General features: G+C 64.3%; 25 protein-coding genes. 16 read left to right on the top strand and 9 right to left on the bottom strand.

The window, feature by feature from the left end; genetic code table 11:
- Positions 1-31: 31 nt before the first annotated feature.
- From ACGYLI_RS06275 to cysE, 13 genes are all read left to right on the top strand, one after another.
- Complete coding sequence (locus ACGYLI_RS06275) at positions 32-1,210, top strand: phage major capsid protein (protein WP_394418185.1); 1,179 nt, start codon at positions 32-34, stop codon at positions 1,208-1,210.
- 166 nt (positions 1,211-1,376) lie between these two features.
- A complete protein-coding gene (locus ACGYLI_RS06270) occupies positions 1,377-1,976 on the top strand; it encodes a head-tail connector protein (protein ID WP_394418183.1) in 600 nt (199 codons plus the stop codon).
- On the top strand, positions 1,973-2,311 hold the full coding sequence (locus ACGYLI_RS06265; protein ID WP_168612782.1) for a head-tail adaptor protein: 339 nt from the start codon (positions 1,973-1,975) through the stop codon (positions 2,309-2,311). The genes ACGYLI_RS06270 and ACGYLI_RS06265 overlap by 4 nt, the downstream gene beginning before the upstream one ends.
- Positions 2,308-2,718 (top strand): DUF3168 domain-containing protein, encoded by a 411-nt coding sequence (locus ACGYLI_RS06260; RefSeq protein ID WP_394418180.1) that lies wholly within the window; start codon positions 2,308-2,310, stop codon positions 2,716-2,718. The genes ACGYLI_RS06265 and ACGYLI_RS06260 overlap by 4 nt, the downstream gene beginning before the upstream one ends.
- Before the next feature lie 35 nt (positions 2,719-2,753).
- Positions 2,754-3,176, top strand: coding sequence for a phage major tail protein, TP901-1 family (locus tag ACGYLI_RS06255; protein WP_394418178.1), 423 nt, complete (start codon positions 2,754-2,756; stop codon positions 3,174-3,176).
- A 2-nt stretch (positions 3,177-3,178) separates the two neighbouring features.
- Positions 3,179-3,493 (top strand): gene transfer agent family protein, encoded by a 315-nt coding sequence (locus ACGYLI_RS06250; protein WP_394418175.1) that lies wholly within the window; start codon positions 3,179-3,181, stop codon positions 3,491-3,493.
- Positions 3,490-3,702 (top strand): rcc01693 family protein, encoded by a 213-nt coding sequence (locus ACGYLI_RS06245; protein WP_394418173.1) that lies wholly within the window; start codon positions 3,490-3,492, stop codon positions 3,700-3,702. Before ACGYLI_RS06250 ends, ACGYLI_RS06245 begins: the two co-directional genes overlap by 4 nt.
- Complete coding sequence (locus ACGYLI_RS06240; protein ID WP_394418171.1) at positions 3,695-4,354, top strand: phage tail tape measure protein; 660 nt, start codon at positions 3,695-3,697, stop codon at positions 4,352-4,354. Before ACGYLI_RS06245 ends, ACGYLI_RS06240 begins: the two co-directional genes overlap by 8 nt.
- A gap of 27 nt (positions 4,355-4,381) precedes the next feature.
- Positions 4,382-5,014, top strand: coding sequence for a TIGR02217 family protein (locus ACGYLI_RS06235; protein WP_394418168.1), 633 nt, complete (start codon positions 4,382-4,384; stop codon positions 5,012-5,014).
- Positions 5,014-5,901, top strand: a complete 888-nt coding sequence (locus tag ACGYLI_RS06230) for a DUF2163 domain-containing protein (protein WP_394418165.1) — start codon at positions 5,014-5,016, stop codon at positions 5,899-5,901. Before ACGYLI_RS06235 ends, ACGYLI_RS06230 begins: the two co-directional genes overlap by 1 nt.
- Positions 5,898-6,344 (top strand): NlpC/P60 family protein, encoded by a 447-nt coding sequence (locus tag ACGYLI_RS06225; RefSeq protein ID WP_394418163.1) that lies wholly within the window; start codon positions 5,898-5,900, stop codon positions 6,342-6,344. Before ACGYLI_RS06230 ends, ACGYLI_RS06225 begins: the two co-directional genes overlap by 4 nt.
- Positions 6,344-10,273 (top strand): glycoside hydrolase/phage tail family protein, encoded by a 3,930-nt coding sequence (locus ACGYLI_RS06220; RefSeq protein ID WP_394418160.1) that lies wholly within the window; start codon positions 6,344-6,346, stop codon positions 10,271-10,273. Before ACGYLI_RS06225 ends, ACGYLI_RS06220 begins: the two co-directional genes overlap by 1 nt.
- Before the next feature lie 98 nt (positions 10,274-10,371).
- Positions 10,372-11,184, top strand: coding sequence for a serine O-acetyltransferase (gene cysE, locus ACGYLI_RS06215; protein WP_209217607.1), 813 nt, complete (start codon positions 10,372-10,374; stop codon positions 11,182-11,184).
- Between the two features lie 70 nt (positions 11,185-11,254).
- Here cysE and ACGYLI_RS06210 read toward each other — a convergent pair whose 3' ends face one another.
- The 5 genes from ACGYLI_RS06210 to ACGYLI_RS06190 form a co-directional block, all read right to left on the bottom strand.
- On the bottom strand, positions 11,255-12,610 hold the full coding sequence (locus ACGYLI_RS06210) for a pyruvate dehydrogenase complex dihydrolipoamide acetyltransferase (RefSeq protein ID WP_394418157.1): 1,356 nt from the start codon (positions 12,608-12,610) through the stop codon (positions 11,255-11,257).
- 10 nt (positions 12,611-12,620) lie between these two features.
- Positions 12,621-14,012: a pyruvate dehydrogenase complex E1 component subunit beta gene (locus ACGYLI_RS06205; protein WP_394418154.1), complete on the bottom strand. Its 1,392-nt coding sequence runs from the start codon at positions 14,010-14,012 to the stop codon at positions 12,621-12,623.
- A gap of 4 nt (positions 14,013-14,016) precedes the next feature.
- Complete coding sequence (pdhA, locus tag ACGYLI_RS06200; protein ID WP_394418151.1) at positions 14,017-15,024, bottom strand: pyruvate dehydrogenase (acetyl-transferring) E1 component subunit alpha; 1,008 nt, start codon at positions 15,022-15,024, stop codon at positions 14,017-14,019.
- A 205-nt stretch (positions 15,025-15,229) separates the two neighbouring features.
- A complete protein-coding gene (locus ACGYLI_RS06195) occupies positions 15,230-15,529 on the bottom strand; it encodes a septum formation initiator family protein (RefSeq protein WP_067265383.1) in 300 nt (99 codons plus the stop codon).
- A gap of 111 nt (positions 15,530-15,640) precedes the next feature.
- Complete coding sequence (locus tag ACGYLI_RS06190; protein WP_394418148.1) at positions 15,641-16,828, bottom strand: phosphoglycerate kinase; 1,188 nt, start codon at positions 16,826-16,828, stop codon at positions 15,641-15,643.
- A gap of 127 nt (positions 16,829-16,955) precedes the next feature.
- Between ACGYLI_RS06190 and ACGYLI_RS06185 the strand changes: the two genes are divergently transcribed.
- Positions 16,956-17,462 carry a peptidylprolyl isomerase gene (locus ACGYLI_RS06185; protein WP_174858656.1) on the top strand — a complete coding sequence of 169 codons (507 nt, stop codon included), beginning with the start codon at positions 16,956-16,958 and terminating at the stop codon, positions 17,460-17,462.
- Positions 17,455-18,009, top strand: coding sequence for a peptidylprolyl isomerase (locus ACGYLI_RS06180; RefSeq protein WP_394418145.1), 555 nt, complete (start codon positions 17,455-17,457; stop codon positions 18,007-18,009). Before ACGYLI_RS06185 ends, ACGYLI_RS06180 begins: the two co-directional genes overlap by 8 nt.
- Positions 18,010-18,239: 230 nt before the next feature.
- Here the strand turns inward: ACGYLI_RS06180 and ACGYLI_RS06175 are convergent, their stop codons facing one another.
- The 4 genes from ACGYLI_RS06175 to ACGYLI_RS06160 form a co-directional block, all read right to left on the bottom strand.
- Complete coding sequence (locus ACGYLI_RS06175; protein WP_209217613.1) at positions 18,240-18,740, bottom strand: polymer-forming cytoskeletal protein; 501 nt, start codon at positions 18,738-18,740, stop codon at positions 18,240-18,242.
- A complete protein-coding gene (locus ACGYLI_RS06170; RefSeq protein WP_067265396.1) occupies positions 18,730-20,058 on the bottom strand; it encodes a M23 family metallopeptidase in 1,329 nt (442 codons plus the stop codon). The genes ACGYLI_RS06175 and ACGYLI_RS06170 overlap by 11 nt, the downstream gene beginning before the upstream one ends.
- 193 nt (positions 20,059-20,251) lie before the next feature.
- Complete coding sequence (locus tag ACGYLI_RS06165) at positions 20,252-21,070, bottom strand: ferritin-like domain-containing protein (protein WP_209217615.1); 819 nt, start codon at positions 21,068-21,070, stop codon at positions 20,252-20,254.
- Entirely contained in the window at positions 21,067-21,540 is a 474-nt protein-coding gene (locus tag ACGYLI_RS06160) for a peroxiredoxin (RefSeq protein ID WP_394418141.1), read from the bottom strand. Before ACGYLI_RS06160 ends, ACGYLI_RS06165 begins: the two co-directional genes overlap by 4 nt.
- A 108-nt stretch (positions 21,541-21,648) precedes the next feature.
- Between ACGYLI_RS06160 and ACGYLI_RS06155 the strand changes: the two genes are divergently transcribed.
- Positions 21,649-24,990 carry a DUF3971 domain-containing protein gene (locus tag ACGYLI_RS06155; RefSeq protein WP_394418138.1) on the top strand — a complete coding sequence of 1,114 codons (3,342 nt, stop codon included), beginning with the start codon at positions 21,649-21,651 and terminating at the stop codon, positions 24,988-24,990.
- The last annotated feature ends 13 nt before the right edge of the window (positions 24,991-25,003 follow it).

Genomic DNA, 25,003 nt, shown 5'->3' with positions numbered 1-25,003 from the left:
GAGTTTGACTGAGCAGATCGAAGGAAAAGCGATGACCAAGAGTGAGATGAGCACAAAGGCGGGCAAAGACCTGTCTCCGGCGGAGGAAGTGCGGCAGGCCGTGAGCGGTTTTGTCAGTGACTTCAATGGCTTTCGGGCCGAGATCAATACGAAACTTCAACAATCAGAAGAGCGAATTGCCATGATGGACCGCAAGATGACCCTGCCTGCCCGCAGCCCCTTGGGGGGCGCGATCGATCACGATGCGCCGCATAAGAAAGCCTTTGACGCCTATCTGCGCAACGGCGATGACGACGGGCTGCGGGGGCTGGAACTGGATGGCAAATCGATGTCGACGGCGGTCAATTCGGATGGTGGCTATCTGGTGGATCCGCAGACGGCAGACCGGGTGCAATCTGTGCTGAACGCAGGGGCGTCGATCCGCGCGATTGCCTCGGTGGTGCAGGTGGAGGCCACCTCTTATGACGTACTGGTCGATCACGCCGATGTGGGCGCTGGTTGGGCGACCGAAAGCGGCGCGCAGGCCGAGACGGACACGCCCCAGATCGACCGGATCACTGTGCCGCTGCATGAGCTGAGCGCGCTGCCCAAGGCGAGCCAACGTCTGCTGGATGACAGTGCCTTTGATATCGAAGGTTGGCTGGCGGGGCGTATCGCCGACAAATTTGCACGGGCCGAAGCGGCGGCCTTTGTCAGCGGTGACGGCATCGACAAGCCCACCGGTTTTCTGAGCCATCCGGCGGTCAACAACGACGTCTGGACCTGGGGCAATCTGGGCTATGTCCCCAGCGGCACCAACGCCAACCCCGAGGCGGATGCGATCATCGAGTTGGTCTATGCCCTTGGCGCGGCTTACCGCAAGAACGCGGTTTTCGTGATGAACTCAAAGACCACGGCCAAGGTGCGCAAGTTGAAAGACACCGATGGGCGGTTCCTGTGGTCCGACGGGTTGGCGGCAGGCGAGCCTGCGCGGCTCATGGGCTATCCGGTGCTGGTGGCAGAGGACATGCCCGATCCGGCGACCGATGCGATGGCCATCGCCTTTGGCGACTTTTCCGCAGGCTACACCGTGGCCGAGCGCCCCGATCTGCGGATCCTGCGCGACCCGTTCAGCGCCAAGCCGCATGTGCTGTTCTATGCCACCAAACGTGTCGGCGGCGACGTGAGCGATTTCGCGGCGATCAAGCTGATGAAATTCGGCCTGGCGTAAGCCGGTGCCGAAGCCGGGGCCGGGGCAACTTGGCCCCGGTCCGGACGTGCGCCTGCGAGGTTGCGTTGTCTAGCTGCTCCCCTCCGACCGAGCAATGCAACCGGTGCGCGTCCGGGAACAACCGCATGGCCCCAAGGGGCGCGGGAGCGATTTTTGGAGACGTTCGATGATGTTGATCGAAGAGACAAATGTGCCGGATGCGGTCTTGCCGGTTGAGGCCTTCAGAATGCATCTGCGCCTTGGCACCGGCTTTGCGCAGGACGGCCTTCAAGACCCGGTGTTGCGCAGCTTCCTGCGCGCGGCGATGGCGGCGGTGGAGGCGCGGACGGGCAAGGTGTTGATCATTCGGCGTTTTGCCCTGTCGCTGACCTTTTGGCGCGATGCCGCGGCGCAGGTCTTGCCCGTGGCCCCGGTGCAAGAGATCGTGCGGCTGGCGCTTGTGGCGCGGGACGGGATGGAGACGGCGGTGGACCCCGAGCGCTACTGGCTGGAACGCGATGCGCAAGCGCCGCGTCTTCGAGCCAGCACCGCCGCCCTGCCGCGCATCCCAAGCGCGGGGGCCGCGCTGATCAATTTCGATGCGGGCATGGCCGCCGATTGGAGTGGAATGCCGGATGATCTGGCCCAAGCGGTGATGCTGCTGGCGGCGCATTACTATGAATACCGCGACGACACGGCGCTTGGCGAAGGGTGCATGCCCTTTGGCGTCAGCAGCCTGATCGAACGCTACCGCAGGGTGCGCCTCGGCTTTGGGGGAACGGCATGAGCCGCCCGCAGTTGAACCGGCCCCTTGTATTGGAAGCGCCGCAGCGCGTGAGCGATGGCGCGGGAGGGCATCGCGAGGTCTGGCAGCCCGTGGGCACCCTTTGGGCCGAGGTGCGCGCGCGGACGGGGCGGGAGACTGCGCAGGGCGGGGTGGCCGTCAGCCGGATGGGGGTCAAGATCACAGTGCGTGCGGCGCCGGAAGGTGCTCCGCAGCGACCAACCCCCGAGCAGCGGTTTCGCGAGGGCACGCGGGTCTTCGTGATCCGGGCGGTGGCCGAAAGCGATGCGGGCGGGCGGTATCTGATCTGTTTTGCCGATGAGGAGGTGGCGGTATGACCTATGCGCTTTCAGGGGCATTGCAGGCGGCGGTTTATGACCTGTTGCAGAGCGATCCGGGGGTCACCGCGCTGATCGGTGACGCAGTCTTTGACGCGGTGCCGGGGGGGAGCCTGCCAGAGACCTATGTGCTCTTGGGCCAAGAGGTGGCGAAGGACCTGTCGGACCCGCAGGGCGCGGGGGCGGAGCATCGCCTGACCCTGTCGGTGGTCACCAGCGCGCCGGGGTTCAGCACGGCGAAGGGCTGCGCGGCGGTGATCTCAGACCTGCTGCATGGGGCGGAACCGGCGCTTAGCCGCGGGCATGTGGTCGATATGGCCTTTCTCAAGGCGACGGCGCGGCGGATCGACGGGGCCTCTGCCCGGCGGATCGACCTGCAATTCCGCGCCCGGGTCGCGGACGCATAAGACTTTAGATTTCAGATTGGTGCGAGGAGACAGTGATGGCAGTTCAAGCGGGCAAGGACCTTTTGGTCAAAGTGGATATGACCAGCGACGGACAGTTCGAGACGATCGCCGGGCTCAGGGCCAAACGGGTGAGTTTCAATGCCGAAACGGTGGATGTGACCTCGCTCGATTCCAGCGGCGGTTGGCGGGAATTGCTGGCGGGTGCCGGTGTCCGCTCGGCCGCGATCAGCGGGTCGGGGGTGTTTCGCGATGCGGGCACGGATGAACGGGCGCGGCAGTTGTTTTTCAACGGGCTGACGCCGGACTTTCAGGTGATCATTCCGGATTTCGGCGTGGTGCAGGGGCCGTTTCAGGTCTCCACTTTGGAATACGCGGGGTCGCTGAATGGGGAGGCCACCTTTGAACTTAGCCTGCAATCGGCGGGGGAGCTGATCTTTACCCCCGACGTGGTGGTGTGAGCATGACGAACCCATGGCGCGGCGAGGTGAGCCTCGTGATTGATGGTGAACGTCATGAGGCGCGGCTGACCCTTGGGGCCTTGGCCGAGTTGGAGGCGGCGTTGCAGGCCGACAGCCTCGTGGCCTTGGTAGAGCGGTTTGAAAACAATCGTTTTTCGAGCCGCGATGTCTTGGCCCTGTTGCTTGCCGGGCTGCGCGGGGGTGGGGCGGAGATGGATGCCGCCACGCTTGAGCACGCGCAGATCGAGGGCGGGCCGATGGCGGCGGCGCGGGCGGCGGCGGAATTGCTGGCGCGGGCCTTTACGGTGCAGCCGTGAGCGCGGCAAGCGGCTTTGACTGGCCCGCGTTGCTGCGTGTGGGGCTGTCGCGATTGGGGCTGCCGCCGGAACAATTCTGGGCGCTGACGCCGGCGGAGTTGCAGTTGATGCTGGGGCCGAAGTCTGGCCCCACGCCGCTGCTGAGCGACGGTCTCGCCGCGCTGATGGCGGCCTATCCAGATGAGACGAAAGGGGCCGGTGATGGCTGACTTTGACGATTTCGAGAACCTTGAGAGCCGGGCCGAGGGGCTGAATGAGACGCTGGCGCAGACCAGCGGTTTGGTGGCCGGGTTCGACGGTGAGCTACGGCGGATGCGCGGCGCGCTTGCCGCGACGGGCAAAGACGTGGCGACCCTTGAGAAAGGGCTCAGCCGTGGATTGAGGCGGGCCTTTGATGGGGTGGTCTTTGACGGGGCCAAACTCTCGGACGCGCTAAGCGACTTGGCGCAATCGATGATCCGCACGACTTACAATGCCGCGATGCGCCCGGTGACGGACCATTTCGGCGGGCTGATCAGCGAGGGCGTGGGCAGCATTGTGGAGGGGATATTGCCCTTCGCCGATGGCGCGCCTTTCTCGCAAGGTAAGGTCATGCCCTTCGCGCAGGGCGGTGTGGTGACCTCGGCCACGGCCTTTCCCATGCGCGGCGGCACGGGGCTGATGGGAGAGGCCGGGCCGGAGGCGATCATGCCCTTGGCGCGAGGGGCGGATGGCAAGCTGGGCGTGCGCGGCATGGGTGGCGGCGCGACGACCATCGTGATGAACATCACCACCCCCGATGTGCAGGGGTTTCAGCGCAGCCAAAGCCAGATTGCCGCACAGTTGAGCCGTGCCCTCAGCACCGGCAACCGCAACCGATAGGCCGCGCGGCTGATAAAGGAGCAGATCATGCAGTTTCACGAGGTCAGATTTCCCCCGTCGCTAAGCTTTGGCTTTGTCGGGGGGCCGCAACGGCAGACAGATGTGGTCAGCTTGGCCAATGGTCATGAGGAGCGTAACACGCCCTGGGCCCATTCGCGGCGGGTCTATGACGCCGGGTTGGGGATGCGCTCGATCGACGATCTACAGGTGCTGATCGCCTTTTTTGAGGCGCGCATGGGGCAGATGTACGGGTTTCGCTGGAAGGATTGGGCCGATTATAAGTCGGGCAAGATGGCGCTTCCGGTGGCTTTCGACGACCAGAGCATCGGCTATGGGGATGGGGTCCGGGCGGCGTTTCAACTGACCAAGACCTACCGCTCGGGGGCGCAGTCCTATCGCCGTCCGATCACCAAACCGGTCGCGGGGACCGTGCGCGTGGGGCTGGAGCAGGATGCGCTGCGCGAGGGCGTCGAATATGAGGTCGACGCAGAGAGCGGGATCATCACCTTTGCCCATCCGCCCGACCCTGAGATCGAGATTTTCGCGGGCTTCGAGTTCGACGTGCCGGTGCGCTTTGATACCGACCGAATTCTGGTCTCGGTCGAGAGTTTTCAGGCCGGGCAGGTGCCCGACGTGCCGGTGATCGAGGTGCGGGTCTGATGGCGGGGCTGAACGGGGGCTTTGCAGCCCATATCGCGCAGGGGGTGACGACGCTCTGCCATTGCTGGCAGGTCACGCGCGCGGATGGGGTGGTATTTGCCTTTACCGACCACGACATGCCGCTGATGTTCGACGGGGTCACCTTTCGCGCCGATACAGGGCTGAGCGCGAGGGCGCTGGACCAGACCAGCGGGTTGTCGGTTGATAACACAGAGGCGCTTGGCGCGCTCAGCGATGATGCGATCCGCGAGGATGAAATCGAACAGGGGCGCTTTGATGGCGCCGAGGTGCAGGCGTGGCTGGTGAACTGGGCGGAGCCCGCGCAGCGGCGGCTGCAATTTCGCGGCTCAATCGGTGAGTTGCACCGCGCGGGGGGCAGCTTTCGCGCCGAGTTGCGCGGGCTGACGGAACCGCTCAACCGGCCCATGGGGCGGGTCTATCAAAAGCCCTGTTCGGCGGTGTTGGGAGATGGCAAGTGCCGGTTCGATCTCACCGCACCCGGCTATGCTGAGACGCGTGTGGTCGAGACGATTGCGGAGGCGCAGTATTTCCGTTGGACCGCGTTCCCGGGCTACGAGGAAGGTTGGTTTGCCCGGGGGCGGCTCGATGTGCTGGAGGGGCCAGCGGCGGGGCTCTGGGGCATGGTCAAACGTGACTACCATGAGGACGGGCAGCGCGTGATCGAGCTTTGGCAGCCGATCCGCGGCGCGGTGGCGGCGGGCACCCGTGTCCGGCTTACCGCAGGCTGCGACAAGCGGATGGAGACCTGTCGGCTGAAATTCAACAACCTGCTGAACTACCGCGGCTTTCCCGATTTGCCGGGGGAGGATTGGATGATGGCGGTGCCCCGAGCAGACGGTGCGAATGGCGGCGGGTCACGCCGATGAGTGCTGCGGGGGAGCGTTTGGTGCAGGCCGCCCGCGGATGGATCGGCACGCCCTATGTGCATCAGGCCGCGACAAAGGGGGCGGGCTGCGATTGTCTGGGGCTGATCCGGGGGCTTTGGCGGGAGTTGCTTGGCGCGGAGCCTGAGGCGGTCCCGGCCTATTCGATGGATTGGTCCGAGCCGCAGGGGGAGGAGCGGCTCTGGGCGGCGGCGCTGCGGCACATGGCGATGAAAGACAGCGATGATGCGGCCCCCGGTGACGTGCTGCTTTTCCGAATGCGGCAGGGCGCGGTGGCAAAGCACCTTGGGCTGCAGGCGAGCGTCGGGGTCAGCGCCAGTTTCATTCACGCCTATGCGCGGCATGGAGTGGTGGAAAGCCCGCTCAGCCCGCCATGGCAGCGGCGCATCGTGGCGCGATTTGTATTTCCTGAGGAGGTCTCCTGATGGCGACGATTGTTCTTTCGGCAGCGGGGGCGGCGGTTGGCGGCTCCATCGGGGGCACGCTGGCGGGGCTGTCTTCGGTCGCGGTGGGCCGCGCAGTGGGGGCGAGCCTTGGGCGATTGGTGGATCAACGCTTGCTGGGCCAAGGCGGGGAGGCGGTCGAGACCGGTAAGGTGGATCGCTTTCGCCTGACAGGCTCGGGCGAGGGGGCGGCGATCCCGCAGCTTTACGGGCGGATGCGACTGGCGGGGCATGTCATCTGGGCCTCGCAGTTCCAAGAGGTCACCCAAGTCAGCGGCGGCGGCAAGGGCGGCCCGCCGACGCCGAAGACGACCGAATACAGCTATACCGTCAGCCTTGCCATCGCGCTTTGCGAAGCGGAGATCACCAGCGTCGGGCGCATCTGGGCGGATGGGGAGGAGATTGCCCCGGACGATCTGAATATGCGCGTTTACCGAGGCGCCGCGGACCAGCAGCCTGACCCGACCATCGCCGCGATCGAGGGCGCGGACCGGGCGCCCGCCTATCGCGGCACGGCCTATGTGGTGATGGAAGACCTCCCGCTTGCGCAATTTGGCAACCGGGTGCCGCAGTTCTCTTTCGAGGTGCTGCGCCCAGAGCAGCCGCAAGCGCCGGGGTGGGAGCATGCGCCCGCCTATGGTGTTCAGGGGGTCGCCTTGATCCCCGGCACGGGGGAATACGCGCTGGCGACGACCCCGGTGCATTACACCGACGGCCCCGGCAGCCGGTGGAGCGCCAATGTGAACTCGCCCGCCGCTAAGACCGATTTTGCGGTGTCGTTGGAAAGCTTGACCGAGGAATTGCCACGGTTGGAAGCGGCCTCTCTCGTCGTGTCGTGGTTTGGCGGCGATCTGCGCTGCGGCGACTGTCGCCTGCGGCCCAAGGTCGAAGACCCGGATATCGATGGGGAGAACATGCCTTGGCGAGTCTCTGGCCTGACGCGTGGCACGGCACAGGTGATCACCCAGCAAGACGCGCGCCCGATCTACGGCGGCACGCCCGCCGATGCGGCGGTGGTCGAGGCCATTCACGCGCTGAAGACAGCGGGCAAGGCGGTGATGTTCTATCCGTTTATCTTGATGGATCAGATCGAAGGAAACGGGCTCCCGGACCCCTATAGCGATGCCGAGGACCAGCCCCGCTTGCCGTGGCGCGGACGGATCACGCTTTCGGTGGCCCCGGGGCGACCGGGCAGCCCGGGCGGTACGGCGGCGGCAGAGGCTGAGGTGGCGGCGTTTTTCGGAACCGTCACGGCTGCGGATTTCGCGGTGGGCGAAGGCTCGGTCGTCTACAGTGGCCCCGAGGAATGGACCCTGTCGCGCTTCATCTTGCACTATGCCGCGCTTTGCGCCGCGGCAGGCGGGGTCGAGGCGTTTTGCATCTCCTCGGAGATGCGGGGGCTGACGCAGATACGCGCGGCAGGCAACAGCTTTCCCGCGGTGGCCGCGCTGCGGGCCTTGGCCGGCGAGGTGCGCGCCTTGTTGGGGCCGGAGGTCAAGATCAGCTATGCCGCTGATTGGTCTGAGTATTTCGGCTATCATCCACAGGATGGCAGCGGCGATGTCTTCTTTCACCTTGATCCGCTATGGGCAGATCCGCAGATCGATTTCATCGGGATCGACAACTACATGCCGCTGTCCGATTGGCGCGATGAGGAAGGGCATCTGGACGGCGAGAACTGGCCCGCGATCTATGATGTCGGCTATCTGAAATCCAACATCGAAGGCGGCGAGGGCTATGACTGGTACTACCATTCGCCCGAGGCCCGCGACGCGCAGATCCGCACGCCGATCACCGATGACGCGCATGATGAGCCTTGGGTGTATCGTCACAAAGACCTGCGTCGTTGGTGGGAGAGCCCGCACCACCCCCGTATCGGCGGGCAGCGGCAAGCCGCTCCAACGGAATGGCAGCCGATGTCGAAACCGATCTGGTTCACGGAATACGGCTGCGCGGCCATCGACAAAGGGGCGAACCAGCCCAACAAGTTCCTCGATCTGAAAAGCTCGGAAAGCGCCTTGCCGCATTATTCCACCGGCGCACGGGACGATCTGATGCAGATGCAATATCTGCGGGCGATCTCGGACTACTGGCGCGATCCGGCGCATAACCCGATCTCGGAGGAATATGGCGCGCCGATGCTGGATATGACGCGCGCCTTCGTCTGGGCATGGGACACGCGGCCGTTTCCCTTCTTCCCCAACAATGTCGATCTCTGGAGCGATGGGGAGAATTACAGCCGTGGCCACTGGCTGAACGGGCGCGCCTCGGCGCGGTCGCTGGCCTCGGTTGTGGGCGAAATTTGCCGCCGGGCGGGTGTGGTGCATTTCGATACCTCCGCGCTGTTCGGCTATGTGCGCGGCTATACGGTTGCCGAGGTTGGCGAGGCGCGGGCCGCGCTGCAACCGCTGATGCTGCGTTATGGTTTTGACGCGATCGAACGCGATGGGGTCTTGCAGTTTCGGATGCGTGACGGGGCAGATGCGCTGCCCCTCGACCCTGATCGTCTCGCGGTTCACCCCGACCTGAGCGGGCTAACCGAGCAGTTGCGTGAGGCGGAGGCCGAAGTCTCGGGCCGTGTGCGGCTGCGGTTCGTTCAGGCCGATGCGGATTTTGACCCGATTGCCGAAGAGGCGGTTCTGGCGGATGAGGCGACCCATGCGGTTACCGGGACCGACCTGAACATGGCCTTGACCCGGGGCGAGGGGCGGCAGGTGGCCGAACGCTGGCTGACCGAAGCGCGTGTCGCGCGTGAGACGCTGCGGCTGGCATTGCCGCCGTCGCGGATGGCTGTCGGGGCGGGGGATGTGATCGAACTGCCGGGAGATGGGGCGGAGGGGCCGGGGCGCTACCGCGTCGACCGGGTGGAACAGGCCGGTTCCCTGCTGATCGACGCCGTTCGAATTGAGCCCGAAGTCTATGATCCCGCACCGCTTGATGAAGAACTTGCAGCGCTGCGCCCCTTCGTTCCGCCGCTGCCGGTTCTGCCGCAGTTCATGGACCTGCCGCTTTTGCGCGGAGATGAGGTGCCCCATGCGCCGCATCTGGCGGTGACGGCGACCCCTTGGCCGGGGTCCGTCGCGGTCTACCGCTCTGCCGTGGATTCGGATTATGCGCTGAACGCCATCGTGGCGAACCGGTCGATCATGGGCGTTACCCAAACGCCGCTAAGCGCGGCACGACCAGGGTTGATTGACGCGGGGCCGGTGCTGGAGGTCAAATTAACCAGCGGCAGCCTTCAGTCCGTTAGCAGAGAGGCGCTTTTGAATGGGGCGAACCTTGCCGCCATTGGGGATGGGAGCGCGGACCGTTGGGAGTTGTTCCAGTTTGAGGAGGCGCAGCTTGTCGCCCCGATGACCTATTGGCTGACGGGTCGTTTGCGCGGGCAGGCGGGCAGCGATGGGTTGATGCCCGAGGTTTGGCCCGCCGGGTCCCGCTTTGTGCTGATGAACGGGACGCCACAGCAGGTCGAGCTGAGCCCGCATCTGCGCCGTGTGGCACAGCATTACCGCATCGGGCCTGCGCGGCGACCGGTGGATGACCCCTCTTACCTGCATCAGGTTCATGCCTTTGACGGGAATGGTCTGCGGCCCTACAGCCCCTGTCATCTGCGGGCCGAGGCTGGGGCCAGTGGCGATATCACCCTTAGCTGGATTCGTCGAACGCGGATCGACGGCGACCCTTGGGAGGGGCCGGAGGTGCCGCTTGGCGAGGAGAGTGAACGCTATCTCTTACGCGTTTACGAAGGCAACGAGCAACGGCGGGAGGTGCTGGTCGATACGCCGCGGTGGACCTACAGCACTGCGGCACGGGCGGCGGATGGCGTCAGCGGAGCGTTTGACGTGAGGGTGGCGCAGGTCTCGGCCACATATGGCGCGGGGCCGACTACAGGTTTGACCGTTTCCGGATAGGCCCGCGCGTTATCACGATTTTGATCATGTGCGGATTTACAAATGGTCCTACGCTATTGCATGAGCTACCCTTACGGCAGAGTGAAGGAGCCCGTGCCATGGCGCAGACACGCAGAAATATCTCGAAAGTGGACCCGGTTTGGGACCAGATTCAGCAAGAGGCCGAGGATGCGGTGCGTGATGAGCCGTTGATCGGCGGCTTTGTACATGCCTGTATCCTGCACCATAAATCGATCGAGAATGCGCTTTCCTACCGCATCGCGGCCAAGCTTTCGTCGAACGAGATGTCGATGATGGTCGTGCGTGAGATGGTCGAAGAAGCCTATGCCGAAGACCCGGACCTCGTCGCCGCGGCGCGTGCCGATCTCGTGGCCATCTATGACCGCGACCCGGCCTGCCACCGGTTGTTGCAGCCGATTCTGTATTTCAAAGGCTATCAGGCGGTGCAGGCCTACCGTGTGGGCCACTACCTCTATGCCAAGGGCAAGCGCGATCTGGCCTATTTCATCCAGATGCGGGTGAGCGAGATTTTTGGCGTGGATATCCATCCGGCGGCCAAGATGGGCAAGGGCATCATGATCGACCACGCGCATTCCATCGTCATCGGTGAGACGGCGGTGGTGGGCGACAACGTCTCGATGCTGCATTCGGTGACCCTTGGCGGCACCGGCAAAGAGGAAGAGGACCGTCACCCCAAGATCGGCAATGGCGTGTTGATCGGTGCAGGCGCGAAGGTTTTGGGCAATATCTCTATCGGTCATTGCAGCCGCATCGCGGCGGGGTCGGTGGTGCTGGAGCCTGTGCCCGCCTGCAAAACCGTCGCCGGGATCCCCGCGCGGATTGTTGGGGAGGCGGGTTGCGATCAGCCGTCGATGTCGATGAACCATCTTTTCGGGCCAGACGCCGAATAACGGCAGATGCCAATATCGCAATAAAAAGCCGGGGCATGCCCCGGCTTTCTTCGTTTGTGAGGTGCAGCCCTTAGGCCAGCATGATCATCGGATTTTCAAGGTTCTTGACAATCGCGTTCAACAGCTGGGCCCCGAGCGCCCCGTCGATCACGCGGTGATCGACCGAGAGGGTCACGGACATTACCGTTGCCGCCGTGATCTCACCGTCCTTGCCGATGATGGGCTTTTTGACACCAGCCCCCACGGCGAGAATTGCGCCATGCGGCGGGTTGATGACCGCGTCGAAGTTGTCGATCCCGAACATGCCGAGGTTGGAGATGGCGAAGCTGCCGCCCTGATACTCATGCGGAGCGAGCTTGCGTTCGCGAGCGCGGGTGGCGAGGTCTTTCATCTGCGCCGAGAGGGTCGAGAGCGACTTGGTGTCGGCGTCCTTCAAGACGGGGGTAAAGAGGCCGCCTTCGATGGCCACGGCCACGGCCACGTCCGAAGGCTTGAGCTTCAGGATGCGATCCCCGGCCCAAACGGCGTTGGCATCGGGCACCGATTGCAGCGCCAGCGCGCAGGCTTTGATAATGAAATCGTTAACCGAGAGCTTCACGCCGCGGGCTTCGAGCTGCTTGTTCAGGTCGCTGCGGAAGGACAGCAGCGCGTCGATCTGGATATCGCGGCGCAGGTAGAAATGCGGGACCGTCTGCTTGGCCTCGGTGAGGCGCGCGGCGATGGTCTTGCGCATCCCGTCGAGCTTGACCTCTTCGACCTCGCGGTCCTCGTACATCTTGCGCACGGCGTCTGAGGAGGGGCCAGCGGGGGCAGGCTGTGTCACCGGCGCGGCGTCTTTGGCGGCGGCGGGGCTGTCGGCCTCGGCAGCTGTCGGCTGGGCGCTTTCCACATCGGCTTTGACGATCCGGCCGCGCGGGCCGCTGCCTTCGATTTGGGTGAGGTCCAGCCCCTTGTCCGCAGCGATCCGGCGGGCGAGGGGGGAGGCGAAGATGCGCCCGCCCTTGTCGTCTTTGGGGGCGGCGGGGGCTTTGGCGTCGCTCTTGGTCGGCGCGTCATTCGCCTCCGTCGCACCGCGGCCATAGCCGGCTTCGGGCGTCTCAGCTTCGGCGGCTTTGGCCGCTTCCTCGGCCTGAGGCTTCTCTTCTTTGGCCGGGGCGGCGCTGTCGATATCATCGGCGCTTTCGCCTTCCTCGAGCAGCACGGCGATCGGCGTGTTCACCTTTACGCCTTCGCTGCCTTCCTCGATCAAGATTTTGCCGATAGTGCCTTCGTCGACGGCTTCGAACTCCATCGTGGCCTTGTCGGTCTCAATCTCGGCGAGGATGTCGCCCGAGGCGACCTCGTCCCCCTCTTTGACCAGCCATTTGGCGAGCGTGCCTTCCTCCATCGTGGGCGAAAGGGCGGGCATGAGAATTTCTGTAGGCATGATCCGCTCCTTACCGGTAGGTGACTTTGCGCACGGCCTCAATCACCTCGTCGGTGGTGACCAGCGCGTGTTTTTCGAGGTTGGCGGCATAGGGCATGGGCACGTCCTTGCCGGTGCAGGTGATGACCGGGGCGTCGAGGTAGTCGAACGCCTCCTGCATGATCTCGCCGCTTATGTAGCCGCCGACCGAGCCTTGCGGCCAGCCTTCTTCGACCGTCACGCAGCGGTTGGTCTTCATCACGGATTTAAGCACCGTTTCGGTGTCCATCGGGCGCAGGGTGCGCAGGTCGATGACCTCGGCCTCGATACCGTCTTCGGCCAGTTTCTCGGCCGCTTCCAGCGCATAGGTCATGCCGATGCCGAAGCTGACGATGGTGACATCCGCGCCCTCGCGCCAGATCCGGGCCTTCCCGAAGGGGACGGTGTAATCCTCGATATCCGGCACGTCGAAGCTGCGGCCGTAGAGGATCTCGTTCTCAAGGAAGATCACCGGGTTCGGGTCGCGGATAGCGGTCTTCATCAAGCCTTTGTAATCGCTCGCCGAATAGGGCATCGCGACCTTGAGGCCGGGGATCTGCATGAACCATGCGGCGTAGTCTTGGGAGTGCTGGGCGCCGACGCGGGCCGCCGCGCCGTTGGGGCCGCGGAAGACCATGGGCGCGCCCATCTGGCCGCCGGACATATAAAGCGTCTTGGCCGCGGAGTTGATGATCTGGTCCATCGCCTGCATGGCGAAGTTGAAGGTCATGAATTCGACGATGGGGCGCAGACCGCCGAAGGCCGCGCCGACGCCGATGCCGGCAAAGCCGTGCTCGGTGATCGGCGTGTCGATGACGCGCTTGGCGCCGAATTCGTCCAGCAGACCTTGGGAAATCTTGTAGGCGCCTTGGTACTCGGCCACTTCCTCGCCCATGAGGAAGACGTTCTCGTCGCGGCGCATTTCCTCGGCCATGGCGTCGCGCAGGGCTTCGCGCACGGTCTGTTGCTTCATCTCGGTGCCCTCGGGCCAGTCGGGGCTGGTGTCGGGCTCGGGCTGCTTCTTGCCCTCGGCAGGCGCTTCGCGGTCATCGTCCGAGGATTTGGCCTCAGCGGGCTTAGCCTCTTCGCCCTTATCCTCGGCGGGGGCGGATTTCGCGGTGTCGATGTCGTCGGCGCTTTCGCCTTCTTCGAGCAGCACGGCGATGGGGCTGTTCACCTTCACGCCTTCGGTGCCTTCCTCGACGAGGATCTTGCCGATGGTGCCTTCGTCCACGGCTTCGAATTCCATCGTGGCCTTGTCGGTCTCGATCTCGGCCAAGATGTCACCAGAGGAGACTTCGTCGCCTTCCTTGACCAGCCATTTCGCCAGCGTGCCTTCTTCCATGGTGGGGCTGAGGGCGGGCATGAGAATTTCGGTTGCCATTGCTTCAGGCCTCCTGCGGAACTTCGGTTGCGTAGATATCGGTCCAGAGCTCTTCAAGCGCGGGCTCCGGGCTTTCCTTGGCGAAATCGGCGCTTTCGTTCACGATTTTCTTGATCTCTTTGTCGATTGCTTTCAGGTCATCCTCGGTCGCGTGGTTGCCTTCGAGCAGCAGGGTGCGGACCGATTCAATCGGGTCACGCTCGTCGCGCATTTTCTGGACCTCTTCGCGGGTGCGGTATTTCGCGGGGTCGGACATGGAATGGCCGCGGTAGCGGTAGGTCTTGATCTCAAGGATATACGGCCCGTTTTCGCGGGCGTGGGCCACGGCCTTTTGACCGGCCTCTTTTACCGCCAGCACGTCCATGCCGTCGACCGCCTCACCGGGGATGCCGAAGGCGCGGCCGCGCTCCCAGATCTCGGCCGAGGAGGTCGAGCGCTGCTGCGAGGTGCCCATGGCGTATTGGTTGTTCTCGATGACAAAGATCACCGGCAGCTTCCAAAGTGCTGCCATATTGAAGGTCTCATAGACCTGGCCCTGGTTCGCCGCACCGTCGCCGAAATAGGTAAAGGTGACGCGCCCGTTGCCCTTGTATTGATCGGCAAAGGCAAGGCCCGCGCCAAGCGGCACCTGCGCCGCTACAATGCCGTGACCGCCATAAAAATGCTTCTCTTTCGAGAACATATGCATCGAGCCGCCCTTGCCCTTGGAATAACCGCCCTCGCGGCCCGTCAGCTCGGCCATGACGCCATTGGGGTCCATGCCGCAGGCCAGCATATGGCCGTGGTCTCGGTAGGAGGTGATGCGCTTGTCGCCTTCCTCGGCGGCGGCCTCAAGGCCGACAACGACCGCTTCTTGTCCGATATAGAGGTGACAGAACCCCCCGATCAGCCCCATGCCGTAAAGTTGTCCGGCTTTCTCTTCAAACCGCCGGATCAGCAGCATGTCGCGGTAGTAGCTGGTCAGCTCCTCCGCCGAGACATTGGGTTTCTTGCTCGATTTCCTCGCGGCCATGGACGTCTCCTCCGTCGGCTTTGGTCAGGTGCCAAAAGTAGTTTAGCGTTAAACTATTCCCTAACGCATTCCAGAATGGATTGCGAGAGACTTTGTGACGTGGTGCGCGCACCACGGCTGACAAGGCGAAGGAGGCCAGAGATTTCGTATGATTGCAAGGCCGCAGGCGCAGGGCAGGGGCCAAGAGACGATAAGCCGCGAAAGCTCAGCGAATGACGATCTCATCGGTGCGGACCATGCCCAGCACTTTGCGCGCGCGTTCATCCAGAAGATCAAGGTCGAGGTAGTCGTCCGACAGGCGGCGGGTCAGGTTTTCCATCCGGGCCACCTCAGCGCGGACCTCCGCCAGACGGTCGCTCAGCTTTTGGTTCTCGGCCACGATCTCGGTCCGACGGAACAGGCCGAAATCCCCCTGCACGGCGGCAAAGGTGAAATACAGGCTCAGCGCGAAAGCGATTGCGAAGAACAGTAATGTGCCGAAAGCCGGTCGGGTGTTGCGTGTCATGGTACTGCCTCTGCGTCTCTTGGCGGACGTGACACCAGTATGCCACAGGCGATTCGTCATGGGAATCCCACAATTGCGGGAAACCCGTTGTTTTTAGCGGTAAACGCCTTTTTACGCAGCCGACCCATCCAATGCGGCGACGCCGGGCAGGGTCTTGCCTTCCATCCATTCAAGGAAAGCGCCCCCGGCGGTGGAGATATAGGTGAAATCATCCGCCACGCCCGCTTGGTTCAGCGCCGCGACCGTGTCACCGCCCCCGGCGACGGAGGTCAGCTTGCCCTCGCGGGTCTTGGCGGCGGCTGCCCGAGCGGCGGCGACGGTGGCGGTGTCGAAGGGCGGAATTTCAAAGGCCCCCATGGGGCCGTTCCAGATCAGGGTGCGCAGTTCGGCGAAGGCCGTCTCGACCAATGCGACAGTCTCAGGGCCCGCGTCGAGCACCATCTGATCTGTCGCGAGCTTCGCATCGGGGCCAAGCGGGGCGACCTCATGGGCCGCACCCTTGGCGAACTCCCGCGAGACCAGACCGTCGACGGGCAGGATGACCCGGCAGCCTGCCCTCTCGGCCTGCGCCATGATGTCCTTGGCCGTGTCGTAATAGTCTGGCTCTTCCAACGATTTGCCCAGATCGGCCCCGAGTGCGGCGAGGAAGGTGTTCGCCATGCCGCCGCCGATGACCAAGACGTCGAGCCGGTTCACGAGGTTCTCCAAAAGCGCGATCTTGGTGGAGACTTTGGCCCCGCCCACGACAGCGCCCACCGGGCGCTCGGGCTTGGCCAGTGCCGTCTCCAGCGCCGAGAGCTCCGCCTGCATCAAACGGCCCGCGCAAGCGGGCAGCAGCCGCGCCAGCGCCTCGGTCGAGGCATGGGCGCGATGCGCGGCAGAGAAAGCATCGTTGCAGTAGATATCGCCGAGCGCGGCCAATTGGCGGGCGAAATCTTCGTCATTGGCTTCTTCACCGGGGTAGAAGCGGATGTTTTCCATGAGTTGCAGATCGGCCTGCGCGTCGCCTGCGGCGTCCAGCGATGGCAGGAATGCCACGTCGCGGCCCAGTGCCTTTTCCAGCGCGGGGAGGACTTGGCGAAGGCTCATTTCCTCGACGACCTTGCCCTTGGGCCGTCCGAAATGCGCCAGCAGCGTCACCTTTCCGCCGCGCGACAGGATGTCGTCCACCGTGGGCACAATCCGCTCGATCCGCGTGGCATCGGTGACGCGGCCCTCTTCGACCGGCACGTTGATGTCGACCCGCAAGAGCACGCGCTTGCCGCCCAGTTCCATATCGTCCAGTGGTTTCCAGCCCATCGGTCTTCTCCCAATCCAATCTCTTGCGCTGTGTTTTGCTGTTATCTGGCCTCAGGTCAATGCGCGGCTTGGCAATCGCGGCCAAGCTCCTTAGGTATCTGGCAAAGACAAACCAAAGGATTGCCCCATGGCCGAGATCAAAGACCCCGAGAACACCATCCTGATGGAGCTGAAAGGCGGCACCGTCACCATCGAATTGATGCCCGACCTTGCGCCCAAACATGTGGAGCGGATGAAGGAACTGGCCCGCGCCGGGAAATATGACAACGTCGCCTTCCACCGCGTGATCGAAGGCTTCATGGCCCAGACCGGCGACGTGGCCAACGGCAACATGGAAGACAACTTCAACCTGCGCGCGGCCGGCACCGGCGGCTCGGACCTGCCGAACCTGCCCGCAGAATTCTCCAAAGTGCCCCACGCACGCGGCACCATCGGTGCGGCCCGTTCGGCCAACCCCGACAGCGCCAACAGCCAGTTCTTCATCAACTTCAAGGACAATGACTTCCTCAACGGTCAATACACCGTTTACGGGCAGGTCATTTCCGGCATGGAGCATGTCGATGCGATCACCCGGGGCGAGCCGCCTGCGAACCCTGACCGCATGATCTCCGTCAAGGTGGCCGCAGATGCGTAAGATCGCCACCTCCAGCGCAGTTCTCGCGCTTCTCGGCTCGGCGGCCATGGCCACCGGGCTCGAGATTGAGGTCGCGGGCGAGGCCAATGGCACCGTCAAGATCGACCTGCTCGAAGACGTGGCGCCCAAACATGTCGCGCAGATCACCGAACTGGCCGAAGAAGGCGCCTATGACGGGGTGGTCTTCCACCGCGTGATCGACGGTTTCATGGCGCAGACCGGCGACGTGCAGTTTGGCCGCGCCGATGGCGACACCGCACGCGCCGGCATGGGCGGCTCCGAGAAGCCCGACCTAAAGGCCGAGTTCTCGGACATCGCCTATGAGAAAGGCGTCGTCGGCATGGCCCGTAGCCAGAGCCCGAACAGTGCCAACAGCCAGTTCTTCATCATGTTCGACGAAGCACCTTTCCTCAACGGTCAGTACACCGTTGTCGGCAAGGTCACCGAAGGGCAGGACGTGGTCGATGCCATCAAGCGCGGCACCGGCCCGAACGGCGCCGTCGTGGGCACGCCGGACGTGATGAAAACGGTCACCGTGACCGAGTAACGTCCCAACTAACATTGCGTGGGGTGGGCTTGCCCTCTCCACGCATCGGCCAGCTCAGGCCGTGATGAAATGAGCGTTATCGCCAGTGGTCTGCCAGCAGCGCAGCGCGGCGCATATTCCGAACTACTGATATTGGCGAAGCGGGCAGGGTGCAGCGTAAACTGTCCCCCCAAAAGCAAACAGGCGCCGCATTGTCTGCGACGCCTGCGAATGTTCAGCCTGCCGAAACCTTAGGACGCGGGGTTCGGCTTCTGCGCGGGTGCGGATTTCGCGCCGGGGTTCAGCGGGTCGTCCTGACGCTGCACGGAGCCTTCGAAATGCGCGCCGGATTCGATCGCGATGGTCTTGTGGATGATGTCGCCCTCGACCCGCGCGGTCGATGTCAGGCGCACCTTGAGGCCCCGCACGCGGCCCACGATACGGCCATTGATCACCACGTCATCGGCAACCACTTCGCCCTTGATCGTCGCCGTCTCACCGATGGTCAGCAGATGCGCGCGGATGTCGCCTTCGACTGTGCCTTCAACCTGAACGTCGCCCGTCGTTTTCATGTTGCCGGTCACATGCAGGTCCGAAGACAGAACGGACGCAGGCGGCTTGGCCTTGGGCGCGCTGGCCTTGAATTCGCTCTGCTTAGAGGGCGCGGGGGCCGAGGATGCACCGGAGGGTGCCGGTTTGGACACATCTGCATCCTGAGGGGCGGGATCGTTGATTTTGCTTTTAGAAAACATCGTTTGCAGCCTTGATATAGATCATGGGGTTAACAGCCTTGCCACCTACGCGGACTTCATAGTGGAGATGGACACCGGTGACCCGTCCTGATGCTCCCATATCACCAATATGTTGCCCGCGCGAGACTCTTTGACCAACTTTCACGCGCAGCTTGGACATGTGGGCATAACGGGTCTCAATGCCGAACTCATGCTGGATCTTGACCAGACGGCCATAGCCCGAGGACCAGCCTGCGTGAATCACCACGCCATCGGCGGTCGCATAAAGCGGCGTGCCCATCCCGGCGGCAAAGTCGACGCCCTTGTGCATCCGGCGGCCGCCGGTCTTGGGGTCGCGGCGATAGCCGAACTGGCTGGTGAAGCGGAAAGCGTTTTTGACCGGGTTCGCGAAGGGCGCCTTTTCGGCGGCGATGCGGTAGAGGTTCAACCGGTCCATCTGGCCCAGCAGCTTGTTCGCGCGCAGTGTGTCGGGGCTCAGCTCTTCGCCGCGGGTGGTGAAGGACAGCGGCGTCATCGGCCCGCCTTGGCCCGAATAGCCCCGGCGCACGGTAGCGAGGATACGGTCGGTCGGCATGCCCGCGCTGCGGAACATCTTGTCAAGCGGGGCGACGGAAACGCTCATCGCCTCTTCAAGCTGGCGGAAGATCGCGTCGTTCTGATCGCGCATCAGGGCGATTTCTTGGGCCATCTCATCGGCCTGCAAAAGCGCATCCTGCGCGTCGACCACGACTTTGTCACGCTCCGCTGCCGTCCGGGCAAGGGCTTGGGCAAGGAAATCGACCGGCGCTTGATCGGCATCGGCGCGCAGGCTGCCCGCTTCGCCGTTCTCAAGGCTGCCTTCCAGTTCGGCCAGTTTCAGCCGGGCCTTCTGGCGGTCTTTCATCGTGTCGCGCAGGGTGGATTGGATCACCTCGATCCCGGTCTCCAATTCGCGGCGGCGCGTCTCAGAGGCCAGCAGTTCGGACTGCATGACGGAAATCTGCGTCAGCGCGGCGTTAAAGCGGTCTTGGGCGGCAAGCGCCTCTTCGGCGCGCAGGTCGCGCTGCGCGGAAAGCTCGTTCAGCCGGGCCTGATAGGTGCGCTGGTCGCGTTTGGCCTGTTCGCGAAAATTGCCGGAGCCAATGCTGTCCATCAAGATGATGGCGGTGGCAATGATGGCCCAAGAGACCAGAAAGGCCGATCCCGCCAGCCCGAGGATTTGCGTGCCGGGCCGCAGGCGGATGAAACGTGTGTCGCTGTCGGATTTCAGAAAGACGCGGCGTTCGGGAAAGTAATGCTCAAGCAGAGCATGCGTCTTGATGGCAATCCGTGTGCGCACGTTTTCGTCCTTTGTCCCGTCCCGTCGGTGCGCGGGGCTCGGCCCCTTCGCGCCCAACGTGAATAGCCAGTGCCCGCGAATGGGGCAACCCTATTGACCCGCGCCTGCGCGGCATTCCCCCATTCGTCCGAAAAAGCGCTTTTTAATTGGCAAAAATCCGCCGATACCAAGCACTTGCTGCGTCAGGCCTGGTTCAGCTTGGCCCGCCATCCGCGGTCAGGGGCCAGTAGAAATCGGGCGGGATTCCCGCCTCAGCGCGCTTTTCCTCGTTGAAGGGCGGCTTCAGATCGCCGTGGAAATACTTGCGCACGAGGGCATGAAAACGGTCCTTTGGGTCGTCGTCATGACGGCCACAGAGGAAGTGAAACCACTTGCTGCCATAGGCCACATGGGCAACCTCTTCGGCATAGATCGTCTCAAGCGCGGCCACGGCGCTGTCGGCCTTCGCTTTGCGGAAAATCTCGATCATGCCGGGGGTCACATCAAGACCGCGGGCCTCCAGCACCATGGGCACCACGGCGAGGCGGCCCATCAGATCGTCCACCGTGTCTTCGGCGGCGCGCCACATGCCGGCATGGGCGGGCATGGCACCGTAATGGCTGCCCATTTCCTCAAGACAGTCGCACATCAGGTTGAAATGTTTGGATTCGTCATCAGCTGCTTTGACCCAATCGTCATAAAAGCCCAAGGGCAGCGGCACATGGGAGAAGCGGGCGATCACATCCCAATGCAGATCAACGGCGTTCAACTCGATATGCGCCACGGCATGGAGCAGCGCCGCGCGGCCCTCGGGTGTGCCGGGGCGGCGGCGCGGGACGTCGCGGGGCGAGAGCAACTCGGGCTGTGCGGGCCGGGCAGGGTGCAGCGGCGGGTCGGCGCGGCCCACTTCGGGGCGTTCGCCGGCCTCGCGGGCCGAGAGCCACTGCGCCGCATATTTCCGCGACAGCGCCGTCTTCTCGCGCCCATCCGCCGTGCGCAGCACCGCCTCGGCCATTTCCGCCAGCGGCATCATGCGCCGCGCACCGCGTCGAGCACGGCATCCACATGGCCCGGCACCTTCACCTTGCGCCAGACCTGCGCGATCTGCCCTTCGACGTTGATCAGATAGGTCGCGCGTTCGATGCCCATGGATTTCTTGCCGTACATATTTTTCTCGACCCAAACCTCATAGGCTTCGGTCACCGCGCCATCGGTGTCAGACAAAAGCGGCACCGTCAGCGCATGTTTGGCAGCGAATTTGTCGTGTTTGTCCATACTGTCGCGCGAAATGCCGAAGACCTGCACGCCTGCCTCGGCGAAGTCAGGCAAACGCTCGGAAAAGCCGATCGATTCCTTGGTGCAGCCGGGCGTGTCGTCGCGCGGGTAGAAGAACAGAACCACCGGCGCGCCGCGCCAGGAAGAGAGCGTGATCTCGCCACCGCCAGTCACGGGAAGGGTGAAATCCGGGGCCGGTTGGCCGGGCTGGGGTCCGATCTGCGACATGGGGCGGTTCCTTTGGCTTGTGAAGGGTCGTTCAGGGCTGTCATACTGCATCTGATTTGACAACGTCAAAGCCGCCCCAGAGAGCCGCCCTATCCGAACCGGAGCCCGATGCGCGACCCGTCCCTTTCCAGCCCCCCTGCGCCAGATGGCGAAGGGCCGCCGCGCCGCCGGTCGCGCCGCCGCGCGGGGATCGTCTCGGCTGTGGTGCTGGTGCTCTTGGCGGCGCTGACCACCGGGGCGGCGGTCTATTTCACCGGGCGTCCGATTCCGGCGCCGCTTTGGGTGCAGACACGGATCGAGGCGCGGATTGCTTCGGCCCTGCCTCATGCGCGGGTGGATTTCGGCGCGATGGAATTCGTCGTTGACGAGGGTTGGCGCCCCCGCGTGCGTTTGCAAGACATCTTTGTCACCACGCCCGAGGGGGACGAGATTGTCAGTTTCAATGAGTTCAAGGCCAGCCTGTCGATGCGGTCCCTGCTGCGCGGTGTGGCGCAGCCGAGGGCGATTTCGCTATCGGGCGTGGTGGCCAATCTGCGCCGCGGGGCGGATGGCCGGGTGAGCCTGAGCGCCGGGGCCGGGATTGCGCCACCCGAGCGGGAGGCGGCGACCCTGCCGCAACTTATCGGCCAGATCGACGAGGTGCTGGCCGCACCCGCGCTCTCCGCCCTACGCTCGGTCGAGTTGCGCGCCCTGACGCTTCGGTTCGAGGACGCCCGCGCGGGCCGCGCTTGGACCGGGGATGGCGGGCGGCTGCGGCTGTCGCGTAGCGGCGATGCGCTTGACCTCTCCGCCGATCTCGCGGTGCTCAGCGGGGGCGCGGGGGTGGCCACGCTCACCGCCAATTACAGCGGCCAAATCGGTGAGAATGCCGCGACCTTTGGCGTGACCTTCGACGGGGTCGATGCGCGCGACATCGCGGCGCAGGGGCCTGCCTTTTCGTGGCTCGAAGTGCTGCGGACCAATATCTCGGGCGCGGTGCGCAGCGGCATCGACAGCACGGGCCGTTTCGCGCCGATCAACGCCTCTTTGCAGATCGGCAAGGGCGTCTTGCAGCCCAACCCGCAGACCAAGCCTATCCCCTTCGATGGGGCGCAGAGCTATTTCAGCTACGACCCCGCGCGCCAATTGCTTCGCTTTGACGAGATGTCCCTCGACAGCCCTTGGGTCTCGGGCAATATCACCGGCAGCTCGCAACTGGGCGATGTCCCGGGCGGCATTCCGGGGCGGATGGTGGGGCAGTTCAGTCTGCGCGATCTTCGGGCCAATCCGGCGGAAGTCTACCCCGAAACGGTGGCTTTGGATCAGGCGGATATCGACTTTGAACTCAGCCTTAATCCGTTTCGCCTGAAACTGGGCCGTCTGGAGATCAGCGATCAGGGCCGCAACCTGCGCCTTGATGGCGCGTTGGTGGCCGAGGCGGCGGGCTGGAACCTGTCTCTCGATGGGCGGATGGACCGGCTCAGCCCCGAACGCCTGCTGGCGCTCTGGCCCGAGGGGGTGAAACCCAAGACCCGCAAATGGCTGGATGAGAACCTTCACGCGGGCCGGATGCGCAACCTCGATCTGGCGCTGCGCATGGCACCGGGGCAGGCGCCGCAGACCTATGTTGCCTTCGACTATGCCGGGGCCGAGGTGCGGTTTCTGAAGACCCTGCCGCATATCACCGATGGCCGCGGCCATATGAGCCTGCTCGACAACCGCCTTGTCGTCACGGTGGACGTGGGCGAGGTCATCGCGCCGCAGGGCGGGGCGGTGACGCTGGATGGATCCTCCTTCATCATTCCCGATGTGCGGGTGAAAGACGGCAGCCCTTCGGTGATCCGGCTTAACACACGGTCCACCCTGACCGCGGCGCTGTCGCTGCTGAACCAGCCGCCGATGCGGGTGATGGAGAAGGCAGGGTTGCCTGTGACGCTCGCGGATGGGGAGGCGGTGCTGAAAGGCACGCTGGCGCTGCCGTTGAAAAAGGGCGGCAAGCCCGAAGACGTGCGCTATCACTTCGCGGGAGACCTGCTGGCGCTCTCGACCGATACGCTGGTCAAAGACCGCAGCCTTCAGGCCAGCAAACTGTCCATCACCGCCGACAATGACCGTATAACCATCGGCGGCGCGGGGCGTATCGACGGCGTGGGCTTCGACGGGGAATGGTCGCAGGCGATCGGCCCCGGCTCGGACGAAAGCCGCCTAACCGCGCAGGTGGCGCTGACCCCGGCGGGGCTCGAAGCCTTTGGCGTGGCACTGCCCCCCGGGAGCCTTCGTGGCGAGGGGCGCGGGCAGATTGCCGTGGACCTCAAGAAGGGCGAAGCGCCGCGCTTCACCTTGCAAAGTGATCTGGCGGGTTTGGGCGTCTCCGTCCCGCAACTGTCATGGAGCAAGGCGCCGGGCACCAAGGGCGAGTTGCGACTGGCGGGGCGTTTGGGCGAGACGCCGAATATCGACGCCTTTCAATTGAACGCGCCGGGGCTGCGGGTGGCGGGCTCCATCGACCTTGCCCCCGGCGGCGCATTGGACCGGGTGCGGATCGACCGGCTGCGGCGGGGCGACTGGCTGGATATCCCGTTGCAACTGTTCGGGCAGGGCAAGGGCAACCCGGTGCAGGTGGTGCTGGGCGGCGGCACGCTCGACATGCGCCGGGCCGAGTTCGGCGGGGCCGAGGGGCAAGCTGGGCCGCCGATGCGCGTGGCGCTGGACCGGTTGCAGATCACCGACACGATCTACCTGACCGATCTTTCGGGCACATTCGACACCGCCAAGGGGACGGACGGCGCATTCACCGCGCGGCTCAATGGCGGCACGCCGGTTCAGGGGCGGGTGCTGCCCCAAGCGGGGCGCAGCGCGGTGCGGGTGGTCTCGGACGACGCAGGTGGGGTGCTGCGTTCGGCTGGATTGGTGAAACAGGTGGTCGGGGGGAACCTGTCGCTCACCCTGCTGCCCGTGGGTTCGGGCGGCGCCTTTGACGGGCAGCTTACGGTCAGCGATGTCGCCATTCGCGACGCGCCGGGGATCGCGGCGCTGGTCAATGCCATCTCGGTCGTCGGGTTGATTAACGAGCTCAACGGCGATGGGATTTACTTTGACGATGTGGAGGCAAATTTTCGCCTGACCCCGAACCGATTGACCCTGACCGAGGCCAGCGCCGTGGGCGCTTCCTTGGGCCTGTCGATGGATGGGGTCTATGCGCTCGACAGCGGCTTGATCGACATGCAGGGCGTGATCTCTCCGGTCTATATGTTCAACGGGATCGGGTCGCTCTTTACCCGCAAGGGCGAGGGGCTGATCGGGTTCAATTACCGGCTCACGGGGGCCGCGAAAGACCCCAGCGTTTCGGTCAATCCGCTCTCGGCACTCACCCCCGGCATGTTCCGCGAGCTGTTTCGCCGTCCGCCGCCCCAGCCGCCACAGGTGCAGGGCCAAGCGAATCCGGTTGCCCGGGTGCCGGAGGAACGCTAAGCGCCGAAGCGAC

Source organism: Sulfitobacter sp. 1A13421, from assembly GCF_043557285.1.
Taxonomy (GTDB): domain Bacteria; phylum Pseudomonadota; class Alphaproteobacteria; order Rhodobacterales; family Rhodobacteraceae; genus Sulfitobacter; species Sulfitobacter faviae.
Note: the sequence above shows the minus strand (reverse complement) of the source record. Positions and strands in the feature narration are given on the sequence as shown.